Raw genomic sequence first — 17,209 nt, 5'->3', positions numbered from 1 at the left:
ATCCGACTCGCCGCGAGGGCACGCGCCCGTGAACCCGCTGCTGCGGGCAGTGCTGCGTCTGTTCGCCGCGCCGCGCATCGACATGCGCCAGGACTATGCGAAGGTGCGCCGGCTGCAGCGACAGCTGGCCGCGCGGCCGATCCCCCGGTTCCGCTCGCTGGATCGGCAGATCATGTCCGCCGACGGCGGGCACCAGATCCCCGTGCGCGTGTTCTCGCCCAAGGAGCGTCGGCGCGAGGACGTGCTGCTGTTCTTCCACGGCGGCGGCTGGGTCACGGGCGACATCGAGAGCTACACCCCGGCGTGCGCGACGATGGCGGACCTCACCGGCTGCGTCGTCGCCTCGGTCGACTACCGCCTCGCGCCGGAGCATCCCTTCCCGGCGGGGCTCGAGGACTGTGCGCGCGTCGCGCGGCTGCTGCTCGAGGATCCGCAGCGCGCGGGCATCAGCGACCCGCGGCGCATCGTGCTGGTGGGCGACTCGGCGGGCGGGAACCTCGCCGCCGTGCTCTCGCTGATGCTGAGGGACGAGGGCGGGCCCGTACCCTCGCGCCAGATCCTGCTGTACCCGGTGACGCACTGGGACCACGACCCCGAGACCTCGCCGTTCGCCTCGGTGCGTCGGCACGGCAGCGACTACCGCCTCACCGACACCGAGGTCCAGGACTACATGGAGCTCTACGTCCCGGACCGGGGGCGCCGGCAGGACCCGCTGGTGGCGCCGCTGATGGCGACGGATCTGAGCGCCCAGCCCGAGACGCTGCTGATCACGGCCGAACTGGATCTGCTGTGCGACGAGGGCGAGGCCTATGGCGCCGCCCTCGCAGACGCGGGGAACGACGCGGAGGTGCACAGGGTCGACGGCGCCCTGCACGGCTTCATCACCCTGCCCCGCTTCGCGCGCCCGCTGCGCGAGGCCTACCAGCACATCGACGCGTTCCTCGAGCGGACCTCGCCCACATGAGCCGCCGGACCTGGGTGCGGCTCGACAACGCCTCGAACATCTTCCTCGCCGCGCGCACCGAGTCGGACACCAAGGTGTTCCGGCTGAGCGCCGAGATGGATGCCGAGGTGGATCCGGGCGTGCTCCAGGAGGCCCTCGACGCGGTCTTCGAGCTCTATCCCCTCTACCGCGCGGTGCTGCGCCGCGGCGTGTTCTGGTACTACCTGCAAGACAGCGACCTGCGCCCCGTGGTCGAGCCCGAGCGTCGCCCCAGCTGCGCGCCGATCTACCAGGACGGCAGGCGCACCCTGCTGTTCCGGGTGATCCACCATCGCCGGCGGATCTCCCTGGAGGTCTTCCACGCACTCTCCGACGGGACCGGGGCGATGTGGTTCCTCACCGACCTGCTCGTCGAGTACGCGCGGAGGCGCTACCCCGCGGATGCGGCGGGCGCAGCGGGCGCGCCGGGGACGACGGACGGCGCGGAGACGCCGCGCGCGCCGGCTGCGGCCGCGGCGGGAGACTCCCCGTCCTCCCACGCGCTGGAGACCGACAGCTTCGCCCACTACTTCCGACGCCGCCGCCCCACCGCCTTCGAGGAGGCGTTCGCCGAGGCCGCCGCTCCCGCCGCGCTGACCCTCGCCGAGAAGACCGTGCGCGCGGCAGGCTCCACCGGCGGCATCCCGACGAGCGCCTCCCCCGCCCCGTCCGACGCCGTCCCCGCCGGGCCTGCGCGACGCACCCGCATCCACCGCGTCCGCGGCACCCGCACGCCGGACGACCGCACCCGCGCCGTCGAGCTGACGATGCCGACCGCCCAGCTGCTCGCCCTCTCGAAGGCCGCCGGAGCGAGCCCGACCATGTATCTCACGGCGCTGTTCATGGACGCGGTGCGCGAGTCCTCGGGCGGCCTGGGCAGGGCCCGCACGCTGAGCGCCTCGGTGCCCGTGAACCTGCGGCAGTTCTTCCCCTCCACGAGCGCCCGCAACTTCTTCGCGACCATCCGCGTCGAGCACACCTTCTCCCCCGACGGCAGCGACGGCCGTGATGGCTCAGTCGGCCCAGACGGCCCCGACTCCCCCGAGGCGGTCGCCCGCGCCCTGGAGGCCGAGTTCCGCCCGCAGGCATCGGCCGCGGCGCTCGCGCCGAAGGTCGCGCGGTTCATCCGCGTGGAGCGCTCCCCGCTGCTGCGGATCGTGCCGCGTCCCCTCAAGGACCTCATCCTGGGCTGGCTGAACGCCGCCTCGAACCGGCACCTGAGCCTCGCGGTCTCGAACCTGGGGCGGCTTCGCCTGCCGGAGCCGGCGGCCTCGCACGTGGGCCGGGTGCTCTTCCAGGTCTCGGCCGCGCGCCCGCAGTTCTGCGCGATCTCCCACGGCGAGCAGATGACCGTCACCTTCACCTCGCCGTTCATGCAGACCGGGCACGTGCGCGCCTTCGCCCGCTCGCTGAGCGCGCGCGGGATCGACGTGTCCGTGACGGCCGCCCGGGTCACCGAGGCCGAGCTCGCGGAGGTCGCGCCATGAGGCGGTGCACCGAGTGCGCGGTGCGGATCGAGGGCAACTGGTCGCGCTGCCCGCTGTGCGGATCGCACCTGGTGGGCCATCCCTCCCCCGATCCGCTGCCGAGTGTGCCCCTGCGCTTCTCCCGCCGTCGCCTGCTGCGGATCCTCACGGTGATCTCGCTCGTGCTGGTCGCGATCTCGTTCGTCGTCCAGCTGTGGCTGGGGCATCGACCGGCCGAGTTCGGGGCGGTCCGCTCGGTGTGGCTGGGCGTGTGCACCATGTGGCTGGTCGCGCTGATGGCGCTGCGCGGCCGACGCGACCTCGCCCGGTCCACCCTGACGCTGCTGGTCCTGGCTGCGCTCGTGTGCACGTACTGGGACTATCTGACCGGCTGGCATCGCTGGTCCCTGACCTTCGCGGTGCCCATCATGTGCGGCTGCGCGATCATCGCGCTGGTGATCCTCGAGCACGTCATGCGCCTCGAGGTCGGCGAGCACGCCCTCTACAGCGCGCTCACCGTGCTGCTGGGGATCGTGCCGATCCTCTTCCTGCTGCTGGGCTGGGTGACCACGCCCGTGCCGTCGGCGATCTGCGTGGTGCTCGCGCTGCTCTCACTCGCGCTGCTGCAGCTCGAGCGCGCGGCGGACGTCCGGGACGAGCTCGCGAAGAAGCTCCACGTCTGAGTCGCGCTCCTCGGGGCGGCCGGTGGCGCGTCCTTCACGCTCGGTTCTCGATGCGCTCAGCCCTCGACGCGCTCGGCCCAGGCCGGCGCCGCGCGCAGCAGGGTCTGCAGATCGCTCTCGTCCAGGAGGGACGCGCGGGAGGGCTCGGCCGACGGGTCTGTGCCGCCGCCGGGAAGGGCGGGGCCGACGGCCCGATCCGGTCGATGGGCGAGCCACGTGAAGCCGGCGAGGTCGCGCGGACGGAAGCCGAGCTCCCGCCAGCTGCGGGCGACGGACCCGAGCTGCGCCTCGAGGCGCTGCGGGCCGGCAGGGTCCACGACGAGCTCGATGCCGACCCCGGCCTCGCGCAGCTCGGCGAGCAGCTCCCAGGCGCAGAAGCCCGCCGGGGAGAGCGCGAGCCGGGTGGCGCCGGCGGTGCGGGCGGCGCGCAGCAGCGCCGTGTCGCTGCTCGGCGCGAGGGTCACGTCCTGGACGTCGAGGCCCGCTCCGGACCGGAGGTCCTCGAGCAGGGTGCGCCAGACCTCGCCGATGTCGGGAACGGGCAGCGCCGGGTAGCGGCGGTACTCCGAGGGCGTGGGGATCGCGCCGTGTGCCAGCGCGAGGGCGGCGCCGTCGCGGATCAGCAGGCGCGGCCGGGCGCCGGGCACGTGGCTGCGCACCGCGTCGAGGTGCTCGGCGATGCCCTCGGCGAGCAGGTGCGGGAGGTCGCGCAGGGCACCGCGGTCGGCGAGGGTGCGCTCGCCGGAGCCGAGGAAGGTCGCGGCGGCGAGGGTGAGCGGGCCGAGCGTGGTGGCGACGAGGTCGCCCTCGTACCCGTGCAGGGCGATGCGGGCGGCCTCGAGGAGGCGCTCGCGCAGCTCCTGGGCGCGGCGCCACGTGCGCGAGCTGCCCGGTCCGATCCGCCATCCGTAACTCGCGAGGTCGCCCGTGGTGCCGGCGAGCAGGGTGAGCGACTGCGGGAGCAGCTGGTCGGCGCCCTCGGTGCCGAGCGCCGCGGGCAGGAACAGGCGCGTGGCGATCTGCTGCTCGAGGTCGTCGCCGAGCAGGCCACGCAGGCGGGTGAGGGCGAGCAGACGGTCCGCGTCGGCGTCCGTGAGATCAGAGGCGCCGCCGGTCGTGCGGGCGTCCCGGCCGCCGGTCGCCCCGATCGGCACGTGCCCGGTCAGCATCTGCCCGGTCGTCTCCTGCCCGGTCGGCACCTGCCACGTCCCGTCGCCCGTGATCCTCACAAGCGGATCGTCGCCCGTGGTGCCGTCGCCCGCCGCGCGCTGTTCCGTCATGCGGCCCTCCGTCATGCGGCCCTCACTCATTCCGCCCACCGTCATGCGGCGCGGCGCTCGAGGGTCGCCGAGGCGATCACGCGGTCCCCGTCGTACAGCACGAGGGTCTGCCCGGGGGCGACGCCGCGCACCGGGGAGCTGAGGCGCACGCTGAGCACGTCGTCGGCCCGCTCGATGATGCCGGGCAGGGCCTCGCCGTGGGCGCGGATCTGGGCGCTCACCTCGCGGCCGGGCGCGAGCGGCTCGAAGGGGATCGGCGCGGAGGCCTCGAGCAGGGTGGTCGAGAGCAGCTCGGCCGCGCCGACGACGACCTGCCGGGTCTCGGGCTTCACGTCGAGGACGTAGCGCGGGGCGCCGTCGGCCGCGGGGCGGTCCAGGCCCAGGCCCTTGCGCTGGCCCACGGTGAAGCCGAAGGTGCCGCGGTGGGTGCCCAGCACGGTGCCGTCGGCGTCGACCACCTCGCCCGGGGCCTCGCCCAGGCTGCGCTCGAGGAATCCGCGGGTGTCGCCGTCGGCGATGAAGCAGATGTCGTAGCTGTCGGGCTTCGTGGAGACGCCCAGTCGGCGCTCGCGGGCCTCGGCGCGGACGGCCTCCTTGTCCTCGAACGCTCCGAGGGGGAACACGGCGCGGGAGACGGCCTCGGGGCCCATCACGGCGAGCACGTAGGACTGGTCCTTGGGGAGGTTGCGGGCGCGGTGCAGCGAGGGGGCGCCGTCCGGGCCCTCGGCGCGCACGTCCGCGTAGTGGCCGGTGCACACGGCGTCGAAGCCGAGGGCGCGGGCGCGCTCCATGAGGGTCGCGAACTTGATGTGCTCGTTGCAGCGCACGCACGGGTTCGGGGTGCGACCGGCCGCGTACTCGGCCAGGAAGTCCGAGACGACCAGGTCGTGGAAGTCGTCGGAGAGGTCCCAGACGTAGAAGGGGATGCCGATGCGCTCGGCGGCGCGGCGGGCGTCGGCCGCGTCCTCCACGGTGCAGCATCCGCGCGATCCGGTGCGGGTCTCGGCCCGGTTCTTGGACAGCGCCATGTGGACGCCGACCACGTCGTGGCCCGCCTCGTGGGCGCGCGCGGCCGCGACGGCGGAATCGACGCCGCCGCTCATCGCTGCCAGCACCTTCATGGGGACCTCGCCTCCTGCTCGGATGCCGCGCGGATCCGGGACGCGCGGCCGCACCAGTCTACGAAGCGCCGGATGCGGACAGGGGCCCGCCCGACGAGCGCTTGCTCACCGGCTTCCTCGTCGCGACCGGCTCACCGCACGAGCGCGCCGACGGCCCGAGCCCGCTCGATGGCCTCGGGCAGGGCGGCGAGCACGCGGTCCACGTCGTCCTCGCGGCTCGACCAGCCCAGCGAGAGCCGCAGGGCGCCGCGCGCGAGACCGGGCTCGATGCCCATCGCGGTCAGCACGTGGCTGGCCTGGGTGACGCCCGCCGAGCACGCGGAGCCCGCCGAGGCGTCGATCCCCTGCTGGTCGAGCATGAGCAGCAGGGCGTCCTGGTCGCAGCCGGGCAGCAGCACGTGCACCACCTGCGGGCTGCGCGGGGCGGCCTCGGCGGTGAGCACGGCGTCCGGAGCGATCTCCCGGATGCCCGCGCGCAGGCGCTGCGCCATCTCCCCCAGTCGCGCCGACTCCGCCTCCCGGTCCGCGAGGGTGCGTGCGAGGGCGGCGGCGAGCGATGCGGTGTGCGGGGCGTCGAGCGTGCCCGGGCGCACGCCGCGCTGCTGCCCGCCGCCGGTGAGGCCCGCGACGAAGGGGATGTCGGGGCGCACCACCAGCAGGCCCACGCCCACGGGGGCGCCGATCTTGTGGCCGGTCAGGCTCAGCATGTCCACCATGCGCACGGGCAGCTCGACATGGCTCGTGGCCTGCACGGCGTCGGTGTGGACGAGGGCACCGGCGGCGTGGGCGATCTCGGTGACCGCCGCGAGATCCTGGACCACGCCGGTCTCGTTGTTCACGAGGGCGACGCTCACCACGCTCACGTCGCCCGGGGCGAGGGCTTCCCGCAGCGCCTCGAGGTCCAGCAGACCCTCGCGGTCCACGGGGATCTCACGGGACTCGATGCCGGGGGCCAGGGAGCGGGCGGTCTCGAGCACCGCCGGATGGTCGGTCGCGCAGACCGCGACGGCCCGGCGGGACGGGTCGGCCGCCTGGGCGGCGAGGGCCGCGCCGCGCACGGCGAGGTTGTCGGCCTCGGTCCCGCCGGAGGTCAGGGTCAGCCAGGACACCGGGACATCGAGCGAGGTCGCGAGGGAGTCGAGGGCGTCGTCGAGGACGCCGCGGGCGTGGCGTCCGGAGCCGTGGCGCGAGGTCGGGTTCCCCGGCAGGGCGGAGGCGGCGAGGAAGGCGTCGCGGGCCTCGGGCCGGAGGGGCGCCGTGGCCGCGTGGTCGATGTAGACGCGCGGCGGGGCGCCGTGCTCACCAGGGCTGGCTGGGGTCACTGCTCGCTCCGTCGTCCGAGTCCTCGCCGTCGCCCGAGTTCGCGTCTCCGTTGCGCTTCTCGAGGTCCTCGGCCTTCTTCTGGTCCTCCGCGTCGCCCTGCGTGGGTGCCTCCTCGTCGGGCCCGTCGCCCTTCGGGTCCTCCTTCTTGGGGTCACCCGGGTCCTTGGGCGCACTGCCCTCGCCGTCCTGATCGCCCTGGTCCTCGCCCTGGCCCTGGTCGTCACCCTCCTGGCCCTTGTCGCGGGCGTCCGGGTCGTTGCCCGCCTCCTTGTCGGACGAGCGGCGCTCCTCCTCGATGCGCTTGCCGTTGTCGCCGGTGGTGCCCTTGTCCTCGTTGCCCGAGCCCTCGCCCTCGCCCTGCTGGTCCTCGCCCTGGCCTCCGCCGCCCTGGCCCTCGCCGTCGCCGCCTCCTCCGCCGCCGGCGCAGGGGGCGAGCAGCTGCTCGGCCTCGTACAGGCGGTCGGCGCGGTCGCCGGCGTCGTCGATCTCGTTCGCCTGGCGCTCGATGGAGATCGCGAGGTTGTTGAGGATCTTGCACTGGGCGTGGGGCGGCTGGTTGAGGTCCTTGCCCGCCTGCCAGTCCTTCAGCGCGAGGCGCAGCTCCGTCTCGGCCTCGGCGTTCTTGTCCTGCTGGAGCAGGTCCGTGCCCTTGGTGAGGTGCGGGAGGTAGGGCTCGAACCAGTTGGCCTTCTGCACGGGCCACAGCCGCTCGCTCGCCCGGGCGTAGGACCCGTCGCCGTAGGCGCCGTCGTGCCATGCCTGGGTGAGGGGCATGGAGACGAAACGGACTGCAAGCAGGGCGAGGATCAGCAGCGGGATGCCGAGGATCGCGAAGGCGATGAGCCGGATCCGGCGCAGCAGCCGCACGTCGAGCCCGAAGTCCTGGGGCCGACGGGGCTCGGCCTCGGCGAGCGGCCGCGCGCCGTCATCGGCCGCCCCGTCCTGCGGGGACGGGCTCGCGGCCGACGGGCCCGAGGGGCCCGAAGGACCGGAGGGGCCAGGCGGCGCGGGCGGAGGAGGGGTGAGGGTCGAGCTCATGACCTGCCTCCTTCTCCCGGGGGATCGCCCGGACCGGCGGATCCCGCACCGGTCGCGGCGAGCAGCTCACTGCGATCGCGCCGACGCGGCAGACGATACGTCATCTCCCCCAGCTCCCAGATGAACAGGGCCGCCAGCGGTATCGCCGCCACCCAGTACCAGTCGCGGAAGCTCGCCACGTCACGGCGGGACTCGATGGGGATGGGCTTGAGGGTGATGCCCTCCATCGTGCCCTCGATCGGGGCCTCGGGATCGGTGCGGTGCAGGTACGGGACGCCCATCTGCTGCGCGATGGTCTTCAGCTGGTCCTCGTCGATGCGGGAGATGCCCTTCGCGCCCGAGGAGTCGGTGATGTACTCGCCGTGCGTGCCGGCGCCCGAGGCCTTCATCGGCCCGCCCTCGCTGGTGCCGTAGCCGAGCACCGCGCCGCCGTCGATCATCGGCTTCAGCTGGTCGAAGGGCTCCGCGTCGCGGTCATCGGTGTTCTCGCCGTCGCTGAGGAAGTAGACGAGGGAGTACGAGTCCGGGTCGTCGGTCTGCGCGTCGGAGAGGGCCTTCGTGAGGGTCGCGAGCGGGCGGTCCACGTTCGAGCCCTTGGACTGGGCGGTGGACTCGGTGGCGAGCGTGTTGATCCAGGCCTTCGCGGCGCCCGCATCGGTGGTCAGCGGCAGCTGGGAGGCGGCGGTCGAGTCGAAGGAGATGATCGAGTAGCGGGACCCCTGGGTCTCGGACATGATCTGCTCCATGTCGTGCTTGACGCCGTCGAGACGGGGCTGGCCCTCCGCGTAGTCCTCGGCGTTCATGGAGCCGGTGCGGTCCACGACGAAGAACACGTTCGCGTTCATGCGCTGGGTCTGCTCGGCCTCCGTATAGGTCGCGGGGCGCAGGGCGACCACCGCGAGCAGTGCGACCATCAGCGCGCGCCGCAGCCACGCCCAGCGCTGTCGCGGGCGGCGCACCATCATCACGACCGCGAGCGCGAGCAGCGGGACGAAGACGGGGATCGTGGCCCACAGCGGGATCAGATGCTCCAGATGCATGCTCTCCTCCGTCTCTCAGCGGTTGCGCCAGCCCACGATCAGCACCCCGGCGAGGGCGATGAGCGTGAGCACGAAGGCGAACAGCGGATGATCGGTGCGGATGAGGGTGGGCTCGGCTCCCATCTTCTGGGCCTGGGTCTGCTGGATCTCCCGGATGATCGAGGGGATCGCATTCGGGTCCGAGGACTGGTAGAGCGTGCCGCCGTGGTCCTCGGTGACCTTCTGGAGCTCGTCGAAGCACTCCTCGGAGCACTCGTAGGCGCCCGGGTAGAACGTGTACAGATCGATGTCGCGGTCCTCGATGGTCTTGGCGGCCTCGTCGAGGGAGTAGATCGGGTCGCCGTTGACCTCGTTGTCGGTCGCGAAGATGATCGAGCGGCTGCGGTCCGTCTCGGCATGGTCGAACAGCTGACCGCAGGAGGCGAGGCCGTCGGGCACGATCGAGGCCTGGTCGTCCAGGCCGCGCGTGCCCTCGACGAAGTCCGCGTACTTCTCGACCTTGTCCTGCGGGTAGTCGCGGCTGCCCAGGCGGTAGCCGAACTCGTCGAAGTCGATCGCCTCGGCCCCCTCGCTGAGCTCGCGCTCGACGAGGTCGTAGTCGTCGGTGAGCGGGAAGACGGTGCGGGACGTCGAGTTGAAGATCGACAGCGCGATGCGCTCGCCGTGGAAGTCGTCGACCATCGAGGCGAAGGTCTGCAGGATCTCCGTGTCGTACTCGTACATCGAGCCGGAGACGTCCAGGCACAGCACGATGTCGCGATCGGCGAACTCGGGGGTCTGCACGCGCTCGGTGGCGATCCGGCCGGAGAGCAGGGCGGCGGCGAGCAGACCCAGCACGGCGACGCCCACCTGCACCACGCGCAGCACGCGCGCGAGGCGCTGGCTGCGCACGAAGCTCGGGATCCGCTCGAGGAACGAGGAGTTCGCGACGAGCACGGGCGCCCGGTGCATCGAGCGGCGGTTCCAGAAGGTGATCGCCCAGACCACGATCCCGGCGACCAGGAGCAGGCAGGCCACCCACCACAGCGTCATGACCATCGGCGGATCACCTCCCGGGCGCGGTGCACGGACCCCTCGAGGTCGACGTCGCTCGCCGGCGCGAAGTCCGGCTCGTAGAGGCGGGCGATGAGCTCGCCGACGTCCCGTGTCCGGGGGTCGGCGATGAGGGTGGCGACGTCCTGGCTGGTGACGTCGTGCCCGGTGGTGCGGCGCACGAAGCGGCGCATCACGGCGGTGAGCTCGAGGTGGCCGGTGCGCTCGTCGATCGCGCCATCCTCGTGGCGCGCCGCGATGTCGTTGACGGAGCGCAGGAACTCGGCCTTGAGCGATTCGGGCTCGTCGGGCCGCCGGCGGTAGGCGCGGCGGGAGACGACGGCGCGGGAGATCCGCAGCACGCCCACGATGATCGCGACGATGACGATCACGCACAGCACGGCGAGGATCAGCCAGGCGATCGAGTACTGGGGCGGATCGATGATCGTCGCGGGCGACGGGCTCGGCGTGGGATCGGCGAGCACCGTGAGGTCATGCGCGGGCATGGCGGTACTCCCTCTCCCGCAGCATGGCGATCATGTCGTCCACGACGGTGCTGTCGCCGGCCGTGAGCAGGTGGGTGAGGTGCAGGCTGTCGAGCATCTCGGTGGTCGCCTCGCGGCGGGCGCGGCGGTAGTTCTCGACGTCCCGGGCCACCTTCGTGGAGACGCGGGCGAGCTCGGAGATCTCCCGCGGCGATTCGACGTCGACAACCTCGTGGTCGAGGTCGCCCGCCTGCAGCGGGTCGGCGTCGCCGATGCGGATGACCATGACGTCGTGCCGGGTGGACAGGCGCCGCAGCAGGGAGTGGTCCTCGGGGCCGGGGTGCGCCTCGTCGGTGATGATCGTCATCAGGGTCGAGCGGCGGGTGACGCGGAAGGCCCGCTCAAGCAGCCAGGAGACGTCCGACGGGCGGGATCCGGCGGTCGTGGACTGCTGGACGGTGCGCAGGAGCAGCTCGAGGTGCCCGTCGCTCGAGCGCGAGGGCAGCTGCACCGGCCGGGACTCGGAGCCGCCGACGAGGCCCACGAGGTCGCCGTTGTTCTGGGCGAGGAAGCACACGAGGCCCGCGGCGGTGACCATGGCGTCGCGCTTGGAGGTGCCGTCGGCCGCGAGAGTCGCCATCGCCGAGGAGGTGTCGGCGACGATCGAGAGGTGCCGCACCCGCTCCTCGTTGAACTGGCGGATCAGCGGCTCTCCCGAGCGCGCCGTCGCCTTCCAGTCGATGTCGGAGATGCGGTCGCCCGGCTGGTAGTACTTCAGGTCGTCGAAGTCCTCGCCGCTGCCCTTGAACACCGAGCGGCCGCGCCCCTGGACGATGCCGCGGGCGCGGCGTCCGGTGTGCAGGTCCACGCGCGCCTTGACGCGGGTGAGCAGGGAGGTCGCCATCAGCGGATCCCGCTCAGGGCATCGGCACGGCGTGGAAGACCGCGTCGATGATCTGCTCGGGGGTCACGCCGCCCGCGAGGGCGTCGAAGGTGAGCACGAGGCGGTGCCGCAGCACCGCGTAGCGCATGGCGCGCACGTCGTCCGGGGTGACGTAATCGCGCCCGTGGAGGAGGGCGTTCGCCTGGGCGACGCGCATCAGCGCGAGGGAGCCGCGGGGGCTCGCCCCCACCCGCACGCTCTGGGTGAGGTTCGCGACCGGGCGCGGGCCGGAGCCGCGGGTCGTGAAGACGAGGTCGATGATGTAGCGCTTGACGCTCTGGTCGACGTACACCCGGTCGACCATCTCCTGGAGGAATCGGATGTCCTCGAGGCCGACGGTCTGCGCCGCCTGGCGGGGCGCGGTGAGGGTGCCGCTCGTGGAGCGGTCGAGGATCTCGTGCTCCTCGGCGGGGCGCGGGTAGGTGAGGACCTCCTTCATGAGGAAGCGGTCCATCTGCGCCTCGGGGAGGACGTAGGTGCCCTCCTCCTCGATTGGGTTCTGGGTCGCGAGCACCATGAACGGCTCGGGCAGCGGATAGACCTCGCCGCCGATGGAGGTCTGCCGCTCCTGCATCGCCTCGAGCATCGCCGACTGGGTCTTGGCGCTCGAGCGGTTGATCTCGTCCAGCAGGACCACGTTCGCGTGGACCGGGCCCAGCTGGGTGGTGAAGGTGCCCGATCCGTAGTTGAAGATCTGGGTGCCGATGATGTCGTTGGGCATCAGGTCCGGCGTGCACTGGATGCGGGAGAAGGAGCCCGAGATGCCGGAGGCGAGCGCGGAGGCCGCGGTCGTCTTCGCGAGGCCCGGCACGGACTCGAGCAGCACGTGGCCGCCCGCGGCGAGCGCCGCCAGCAGGGTGCGGCGCAGGTTCTCCTGGCCCACCACGCGGGACTGGAAGACCTGGGTGATGCTGCGGACGATGCTCCCCGCACGCTCCATGCTCGCCGGAGGGATCGCGGGCTGCGCAGGGGCGAAGGCGGCGCCTGAGCGGCCGGGGGCGGGACGCCCGGGGGATTCCTGAGGCTGCTGGGTCATCTGCGGGGGTGCTCCCGTCGCGTGGTGCTGCGTGCGGATCGTGCGGCAGCCGGCACGCCCGGTGCGGCCGACGCGCTGCTGGTGCTGCCTGGGGACGACGGGCCGTGCCCGGCGCCCCGACGATCCTAACCTCTCCGGGCCCCGCGCCCCGGTCCTGTTCGCGGGGCGCCCCGGACGGGTGCGCAGGCCGCTCGTGTCGTGCTCGGGGCGGTGTGCCCTCGGTGGAAGAATGCGACGATGCCCCATCCCCCGCTCACCGGTCCCGGCGGTCCCGGCGCCGATCGCGCGCCGCGCCGCGCCCCGTCCCCGCCCACGCGGCCCGGCCTCCAGGTCGATGCCGGAGGGCACGGGACCTTCGCCGTGGTCGCGCCGCGCGCCGAGAGGGTCGAGCTGTGCGTGCGCCGAGACCTCGGCGGCGGACGCTTCCGCGAGGAGCGCACGACGCTGCGCCACGTCGACGGCGGACTGCACTGGGACGAGGTCGAGGCCATGGTGCCCGGCACCCTCTACGGCCTGCGCGCGCACGGACCGTGGGATCCCGAGCGCGGCGCCTGGTTCAATCCCGCGAAGCTGCTCCTGGATCCGCGCGCCCGCGCCGTCTCGCACGCCTCCCCGCTCGCCTCCGGGATGTTCCCCCACGAGGTCGACGCGATGCTCGACCCGATCTCGCCCCTGCGCCGCAGCGAGAGCGACGACGCCGACGTGGGCGTGTGGTCCGTCGTCGCGGGCAGCCCGGAGCAGAGGGCCGCCGACGGCCCCCGCCCATCGGCCGGTTCCGACCCGTGGGCAGGTTCCGCCCCGTCGGCGGGTTCCGACCCCTCAGCCGCGCCGCCCCGCACCCCCTGGTCGGACACTGTGGTCTGCGAGCTGCACGTCAAAGGGTTCACCCAGCTGCACCCCGACGTCCCGCCCGAGCTGCGCGGCACCTACGCGGGTCTCGCGCATCCCGCCGTCACCTCGTACCTCAGCGGGCTGGGCGTCACCGCGGTGGAGCTGCTGCCGATCCACGCGGCCATGGACGAGCCGCACCTGACGCGGCGCGGCCTCACGAACTACTGGGGCTACTCGACGCTCTCCTATCTCGCGCCGAATCCCGCGTACGCGAGCGCCGCCGCCCGTCACCAGGGGCCGCTCGCCGTGCTCGAGGAGGTGCGCGCGATGGTCCGCGCCCTCCACGCCGCGGGCCTCGAGGTCATCCTCGACGTCGTCTTCAACCACACCGCCGAGGGCGGCTTCGGCGGGCCCTCCCTGAGCCTGCGCGGGCTCGATGCGAGCGAGCACTACTGGATGGACGGCGGCGACTTCGTGGACGTCACCGGCACCGGGGCGACCCTCGACCCGCGCTCCCCCGCCGTCGTGGACCTCGTGCTCGAGTCCCTCCGGCACTGGGTCCTCGACATGGGGGTCGACGGCTTCCGCTTCGACCTCGCGGCGACGCTGGGGCGCGACTCCTCCGGTTTCCGACCCGACCACGCCCTGCTGCGGGCGATCACCCTGGATCCCGTGCTGCGCGGCACCAAGCTCATCGCCGAGCCCTGGGACGTGGGAGGAGGCGGATGGCAGACAGGCGCCTTCCCCGCCCCCTTCGCCGAATGGAACGACGCCTTCCGCGACGACCTGCGGTCCTTCTGGCTCACGGACAGGGCGGCGCGCGAGCGCGAGGGCGAGGCCGGGGGCAGCGGCGTGCGCGATCTCGCCAGCCGCCTGGCCGGCTCCCGCGACGTGATGGCCGCCCGGGACCCCGCCGATCTGCCCGCGGGCCGCAGCCTGCGCGCTCCCTGGGCCTCGGTCAACTTCGTGACCGCGCACGACGGCTTCACCCTCCAGGACCTCGTGAGCTACGACGAGAGGCACAACGAGGCCAACGGCGAGGCCGGACGCGACGGCACCGCCGACAACCGCTCGTGGAACCACGGCCACGAGGGACCGCCGCCCGCCGACGACCCCGGCGCCGCGGCCCTCGAGGCGCGTCGCGAGCGCAGTGCGCGCGCGCTGCTCGCGAGCCTGCTGCTGGCCGCGGGCACGCCCATGCTCACCGCGGGCGACGAGTTCGGACGCACCCAGCGCGGCAACAACAACGCCTACTGCCAGGACAACGAGATCTCCTGGGTCGACTGGTCCCTGGTCGCGCAGCGCCCGGGGCGGATCGAGGCGGTCCGCGCTCTCCTCGCGATCCGCGCCCGCTTCCCGCAGCTGCGCGCGGCCCGCTACCTGCGCCCGCTCGACCCCCGCCGTCCGGGACCCGGGCAGGCCGGCTGGTACGACGAGCACGGCGAGGGCATGGACCACGAGCCCTGGCAGGATCCCGGCCGGCACGTGCTGCAGATGCTGCTCCCGGGCGGGACGGACGACGCGGGCGGGACCGGCGGGATCGACGCGGGCGACGGGGCCCATCGGGCCGACGGGACCGCTCGCGCCGATCATCTGCTCGTGATCCTCTCCGCCGACGAGGCCGATCTCGAGGTCGCCCTGCCCCGTGAGCCGTGGCTGGACGGCGATGTCCGCGTGCTGTTCGACAGCGCGGTCGAGGACCCCGCCGCGCTGCTCGCAGGCGGTGAGAAGGGACGGGTGCGCGAGGGCCGCACGCACGTGCGCGGGGCCTCCGTCCTCGTCCTCGCGATCGCGGGAGACGGGCATCCCGACGAGCGGCTATCGTGAGTCCACCGGCGGCCCTGTGAGACCGTCGTCACCTCGCGAGACCCCGTGCACGACCGAGCGATCAGGAGCGTCCATGGCTTCCCTCCCCCCGTCCTCCGCCGCCTCGCAGCCGACGGGCCTCGACGCGGGCATCGGCCGGATCCCGGTGATGGCCGCTGGGCCCGTGGTGGACGCGGGCCGCTTCCCCGCCTCGTGCGCCGAGGGCGAGAGCGTCCGCATCACCGCGAACGCCTTCCGCGAGGGGCACGACGCGATGGGCGTGCAGGTGGTCCTCCGCGACCCCGAGGGGAACGAGACCCGGCAGTCCCTCGCGAGCACGAACCCCGGGCTCGACCTCTGGGAGACCCGGATCCGCCCCCGCGCGACCGGGCACTGGCAGTTCACGATCGAGGCCTTCGGCGACGTCTACGCGACGTGGGCGCACGTCGCCGAGGTGAAGATCCCCGCCGAGATCGACGTCGACCTCGTCATCGCCGAGGGCGCCGAGGTGCTGGGCCGCGTGCTCGCCGAGATCGAGGACGACGAGCGCCCCGCCTCCGACGGGCCCGTCGTCCGCGCCGCGATCGACGCCCTGCGCAACCATTCCCTCTCCCCGTCGGCCCGGGTCACCCCGGCGCTCGCCGCCGACCTGCGGGCGATCCTCGCCGCGCGGCCGCTGCGCGAGGGCGTCACGCCCGACGGGCCGCACGAGCTCATCGTCCACCGGCGCCTCGCGCTGTTCGGCTCCTGGTACGAGTTCTTCCCCCGCTCTATCGGCGCGCGCTTCAGCGCCGAGGAGGGCGGCTGGAGGAGCGGCACCCTGCGCAGCGCGGCCGGGGAGCTGGACCGGGTGGCCGCGATGGGCTTCGACGTCGCCTACCTGACCCCGATCCACCCGATCGGCGAGACCTTCCGCAAGGGCCGCAACAACACGCTCGAGACCCGGCCCGGCGACCCCGGTTCGCCCTACGCGATCGGCGGGGCCGAGGGCGGGCACGACGCGATCCACCCCGACCTGGGCACCATGGAGGACTTCGAGGCGTTCGTGGGCCGCGCCCACGAGCTCGGTCTCGAGGTCGCCCTCGACGTGGCGCTGCAGTGCTCCCCCGACCACCCGTGGGTGCGGGAGCATCCCGAGTGGTTCGTGGTGCGGCCCGACGGCACCATCGCCTATGCGGAGAACCCGCCCAAGAAGTACCAGGACATCTACCCGCTGAGCTTCGACACCGACTACGAGGGGCTCTACGCGGCGATCCGCGACGTCCTCGAGGGCTGGGTCGAGCGCGGGGTCACGCTGTTCCGCATCGACAACCCGCACACCAAGCCCGTGCGCTTCTGGCAGGAGCTGCTCGCCGAGTTCGACGAGAAGCATCCCGAGGTCATCTTCCTCGCCGAGGCATTCACCCGGCCCACGATGATGCACGCGCTCGGCAAGGTCGGATTCCACCAGTCCTACACGTACTTCACGTGGCGCCACACCCCGGAGGAGCTCGAGGAGTACCTGCTCGAGCTCGTGGACTCGGCGCCATACATGACGCCGAGCTTCTGGCCGACGACCCACGACATCCTCACGCCCTTCATGTCCCAGGGCGGCCGCCCCGCGTTCCGGCTGCGCGCGATCCTCGCCGCGACCCTCGTGCCCACCTGGGGCGTCTATTCGGGGTACGAGCTCGTCGAGGACGTGCCGCGCCCCGGCGCCGAGGAGCAGATCGACAACGAGAAGTACGAGTACCGGCCCCGCGACTTCGCGGGCGCGCTGCAGCGCGGCCAGAGCCTCGAGCCGCTGCTCACGCAGCTCAACCTCATTCGGCGCGAGCACCCCGCGCTGCAGACCCTCACCGAGATCGTCTTCCACGAGGCCGACGACCCCCAGGTGGTCGTCTTCTCCAAGCACCTGCCGGGCTCGCAGACCGACTCCGGCCGCGCCGACACCGTCATCGTGGTGTCCCTGACCCGGTACGACCAGGGCACGGGCTCCACCATCCACCTGGACACCGGGGCCCTCGACGTCGAGGGGAGCTTCGAGGTCGAGGACCTGCTGACCGGCGAGCGCTTCACATGGGACGAGAGCCCCTTCGTGATCCTCTCGCCCACCGACCGCCCCGCGCACGTGCTGCGCGTGGTCCGCAGCGAGGAGTGAGCA

14 protein-coding genes are annotated in these 17,209 nt (G+C 73.1%); 5 read left to right on the top strand and 9 right to left on the bottom strand.

Annotation, left to right across the window (positions count from 1 at the left end):
* Positions 1-28 precede the first annotated feature (28 nt).
* The 3 genes from Bra3105_RS00785 to Bra3105_RS00775 are packed head-to-tail and all read left to right on the top strand — an operon-like array spanning position 29 to position 3,131.
* The gene (locus Bra3105_RS00785) at positions 29-964 is read left to right on the top strand and encodes an alpha/beta hydrolase (RefSeq protein ID WP_228358207.1); all 936 of its coding nucleotides are present in this window, start codon (positions 29-31) and stop codon (positions 962-964) included.
* Positions 961-2,469 carry an alcohol acetyltransferase gene (locus Bra3105_RS00780; RefSeq protein ID WP_228358206.1) on the top strand — a complete coding sequence of 503 codons (1,509 nt, stop codon included), beginning with the start codon at positions 961-963 and terminating at the stop codon, positions 2,467-2,469. The genes Bra3105_RS00785 and Bra3105_RS00780 overlap by 4 nt, the downstream gene beginning before the upstream one ends.
* Positions 2,466-3,131, top strand: coding sequence for a DUF6320 domain-containing protein (locus Bra3105_RS00775; protein ID WP_228358205.1), 666 nt, complete (start codon positions 2,466-2,468; stop codon positions 3,129-3,131). Before Bra3105_RS00780 ends, Bra3105_RS00775 begins: the two co-directional genes overlap by 4 nt.
* Before the next feature lie 56 nt (positions 3,132-3,187).
* Here Bra3105_RS00775 and Bra3105_RS00770 read toward each other — a convergent pair whose 3' ends face one another.
* The 9 genes from Bra3105_RS00770 to Bra3105_RS00730 all read right to left on the bottom strand — a co-directional run bounded on the left by Bra3105_RS00770 (position 3,188) and on the right by Bra3105_RS00730 (position 12,429).
* Positions 3,188-4,411 (bottom strand): hypothetical protein, encoded by a 1,224-nt coding sequence (locus tag Bra3105_RS00770; RefSeq protein ID WP_228358204.1) that lies wholly within the window; start codon positions 4,409-4,411, stop codon positions 3,188-3,190.
* Positions 4,412-4,452: 41 nt separating this feature from the next.
* Positions 4,453-5,532, bottom strand: coding sequence for a tRNA 2-thiouridine(34) synthase MnmA (mnmA, locus tag Bra3105_RS00765; RefSeq protein ID WP_228358203.1), 1,080 nt, complete (start codon positions 5,530-5,532; stop codon positions 4,453-4,455).
* 131 nt (positions 5,533-5,663) lie between these two features.
* On the bottom strand, positions 5,664-6,854 hold the full coding sequence (locus Bra3105_RS00760) for a cysteine desulfurase family protein (protein WP_228358202.1): 1,191 nt from the start codon (positions 6,852-6,854) through the stop codon (positions 5,664-5,666).
* Entirely contained in the window at positions 6,832-7,893 is a 1,062-nt protein-coding gene (locus tag Bra3105_RS00755) for a hypothetical protein (protein WP_228358201.1), read from the bottom strand. The genes Bra3105_RS00760 and Bra3105_RS00755 overlap by 23 nt, the downstream gene beginning before the upstream one ends.
* Entirely contained in the window at positions 7,890-8,933 is a 1,044-nt protein-coding gene (locus Bra3105_RS00750; protein ID WP_228358200.1) for a vWA domain-containing protein, read from the bottom strand. The genes Bra3105_RS00755 and Bra3105_RS00750 overlap by 4 nt, the downstream gene beginning before the upstream one ends.
* Positions 8,934-8,948: 15 nt before the next feature.
* On the bottom strand, positions 8,949-9,971 hold the full coding sequence (locus tag Bra3105_RS00745) for a vWA domain-containing protein (RefSeq protein WP_200500966.1): 1,023 nt from the start codon (positions 9,969-9,971) through the stop codon (positions 8,949-8,951).
* Positions 9,962-10,471, bottom strand: coding sequence for a hypothetical protein (locus tag Bra3105_RS00740; RefSeq protein WP_200500967.1), 510 nt, complete (start codon positions 10,469-10,471; stop codon positions 9,962-9,964). Before Bra3105_RS00740 ends, Bra3105_RS00745 begins: the two co-directional genes overlap by 10 nt.
* Complete coding sequence (locus Bra3105_RS00735; protein WP_228358199.1) at positions 10,458-11,354, bottom strand: DUF58 domain-containing protein; 897 nt, start codon at positions 11,352-11,354, stop codon at positions 10,458-10,460. The genes Bra3105_RS00740 and Bra3105_RS00735 overlap by 14 nt, the downstream gene beginning before the upstream one ends.
* A gap of 13 nt (positions 11,355-11,367) precedes the next feature.
* Positions 11,368-12,429, bottom strand: a complete 1,062-nt coding sequence (locus tag Bra3105_RS00730) for an AAA family ATPase (protein WP_228358198.1) — start codon at positions 12,427-12,429, stop codon at positions 11,368-11,370.
* Positions 12,430-12,666: 237 nt separating this feature from the next.
* On the opposite strand from Bra3105_RS00730, the gene glgX reads away from it, so the two are divergent.
* Together glgX and Bra3105_RS00720 are read left to right on the top strand one after the other, a co-directional pair.
* Positions 12,667-15,087: a glycogen debranching protein GlgX gene (glgX, locus tag Bra3105_RS00725; RefSeq protein WP_228358197.1), complete on the top strand. Its 2,421-nt coding sequence runs from the start codon at positions 12,667-12,669 to the stop codon at positions 15,085-15,087.
* A gap of 73 nt (positions 15,088-15,160) precedes the next feature.
* The gene (locus Bra3105_RS00720; protein WP_228358196.1) at positions 15,161-17,206 is read left to right on the top strand and encodes an alpha-1,4-glucan--maltose-1-phosphate maltosyltransferase; all 2,046 of its coding nucleotides are present in this window, start codon (positions 15,161-15,163) and stop codon (positions 17,204-17,206) included.
* Positions 17,207-17,209 lie beyond the last annotated feature (3 nt).

It is taken from the genome of Brachybacterium halotolerans subsp. kimchii (genome assembly GCF_020792675.1).
Lineage (GTDB): Bacteria > Actinomycetota > Actinomycetes > Actinomycetales > Dermabacteraceae > Brachybacterium > Brachybacterium halotolerans.
The sequence above is the reverse complement of the archived record's forward strand: the minus strand, read 5'-3'. Positions and strand labels throughout refer to the sequence as shown.

Excerpts from the sequence above, each read along its gene's own strand:
- Bra3105_RS00780 (WP_228358206.1), top strand. The coding sequence starts at position 961 with ATGAGCCGCCGGACCTGGGTGCGGCTCGACAACGCCTCGAACATCTTC.
- Bra3105_RS00775 (WP_228358205.1), top strand. The coding sequence starts at position 2,466 with ATGAGGCGGTGCACCGAGTGCGCGGTGCGGATCGAGGGCAACTGGTCG.
- Bra3105_RS00770 (WP_228358204.1), bottom strand. The coding sequence starts at position 4,411 with ATGACGGAACAGCGCGCGGCGGGCGACGGCACCACGGGCGACGATCCG.
- mnmA (WP_228358203.1), bottom strand. The coding sequence starts at position 5,532 with ATGAAGGTGCTGGCAGCGATGAGCGGCGGCGTCGATTCCGCCGTCGCG.
- Bra3105_RS00755 (WP_228358201.1), bottom strand. The coding sequence starts at position 7,893 with ATGAGCTCGACCCTCACCCCTCCTCCGCCCGCGCCGCCTGGCCCCTCC.
- Bra3105_RS00750 (WP_228358200.1), bottom strand. The coding sequence starts at position 8,933 with ATGCATCTGGAGCATCTGATCCCGCTGTGGGCCACGATCCCCGTCTTC.
- Bra3105_RS00745 (WP_200500966.1), bottom strand. The coding sequence starts at position 9,971 with ATGGTCATGACGCTGTGGTGGGTGGCCTGCCTGCTCCTGGTCGCCGGG.
- Bra3105_RS00740 (WP_200500967.1), bottom strand. The coding sequence starts at position 10,471 with ATGCCCGCGCATGACCTCACGGTGCTCGCCGATCCCACGCCGAGCCCG.
- Bra3105_RS00735 (WP_228358199.1), bottom strand. The coding sequence starts at position 11,354 with ATGGCGACCTCCCTGCTCACCCGCGTCAAGGCGCGCGTGGACCTGCAC.
- Bra3105_RS00730 (WP_228358198.1), bottom strand. The coding sequence starts at position 12,429 with ATGACCCAGCAGCCTCAGGAATCCCCCGGGCGTCCCGCCCCCGGCCGC.
- glgX (WP_228358197.1), top strand. The coding sequence starts at position 12,667 with ATGCCCCATCCCCCGCTCACCGGTCCCGGCGGTCCCGGCGCCGATCGC.
- Bra3105_RS00720 (WP_228358196.1), top strand. The coding sequence starts at position 15,161 with ATGGCTTCCCTCCCCCCGTCCTCCGCCGCCTCGCAGCCGACGGGCCTC.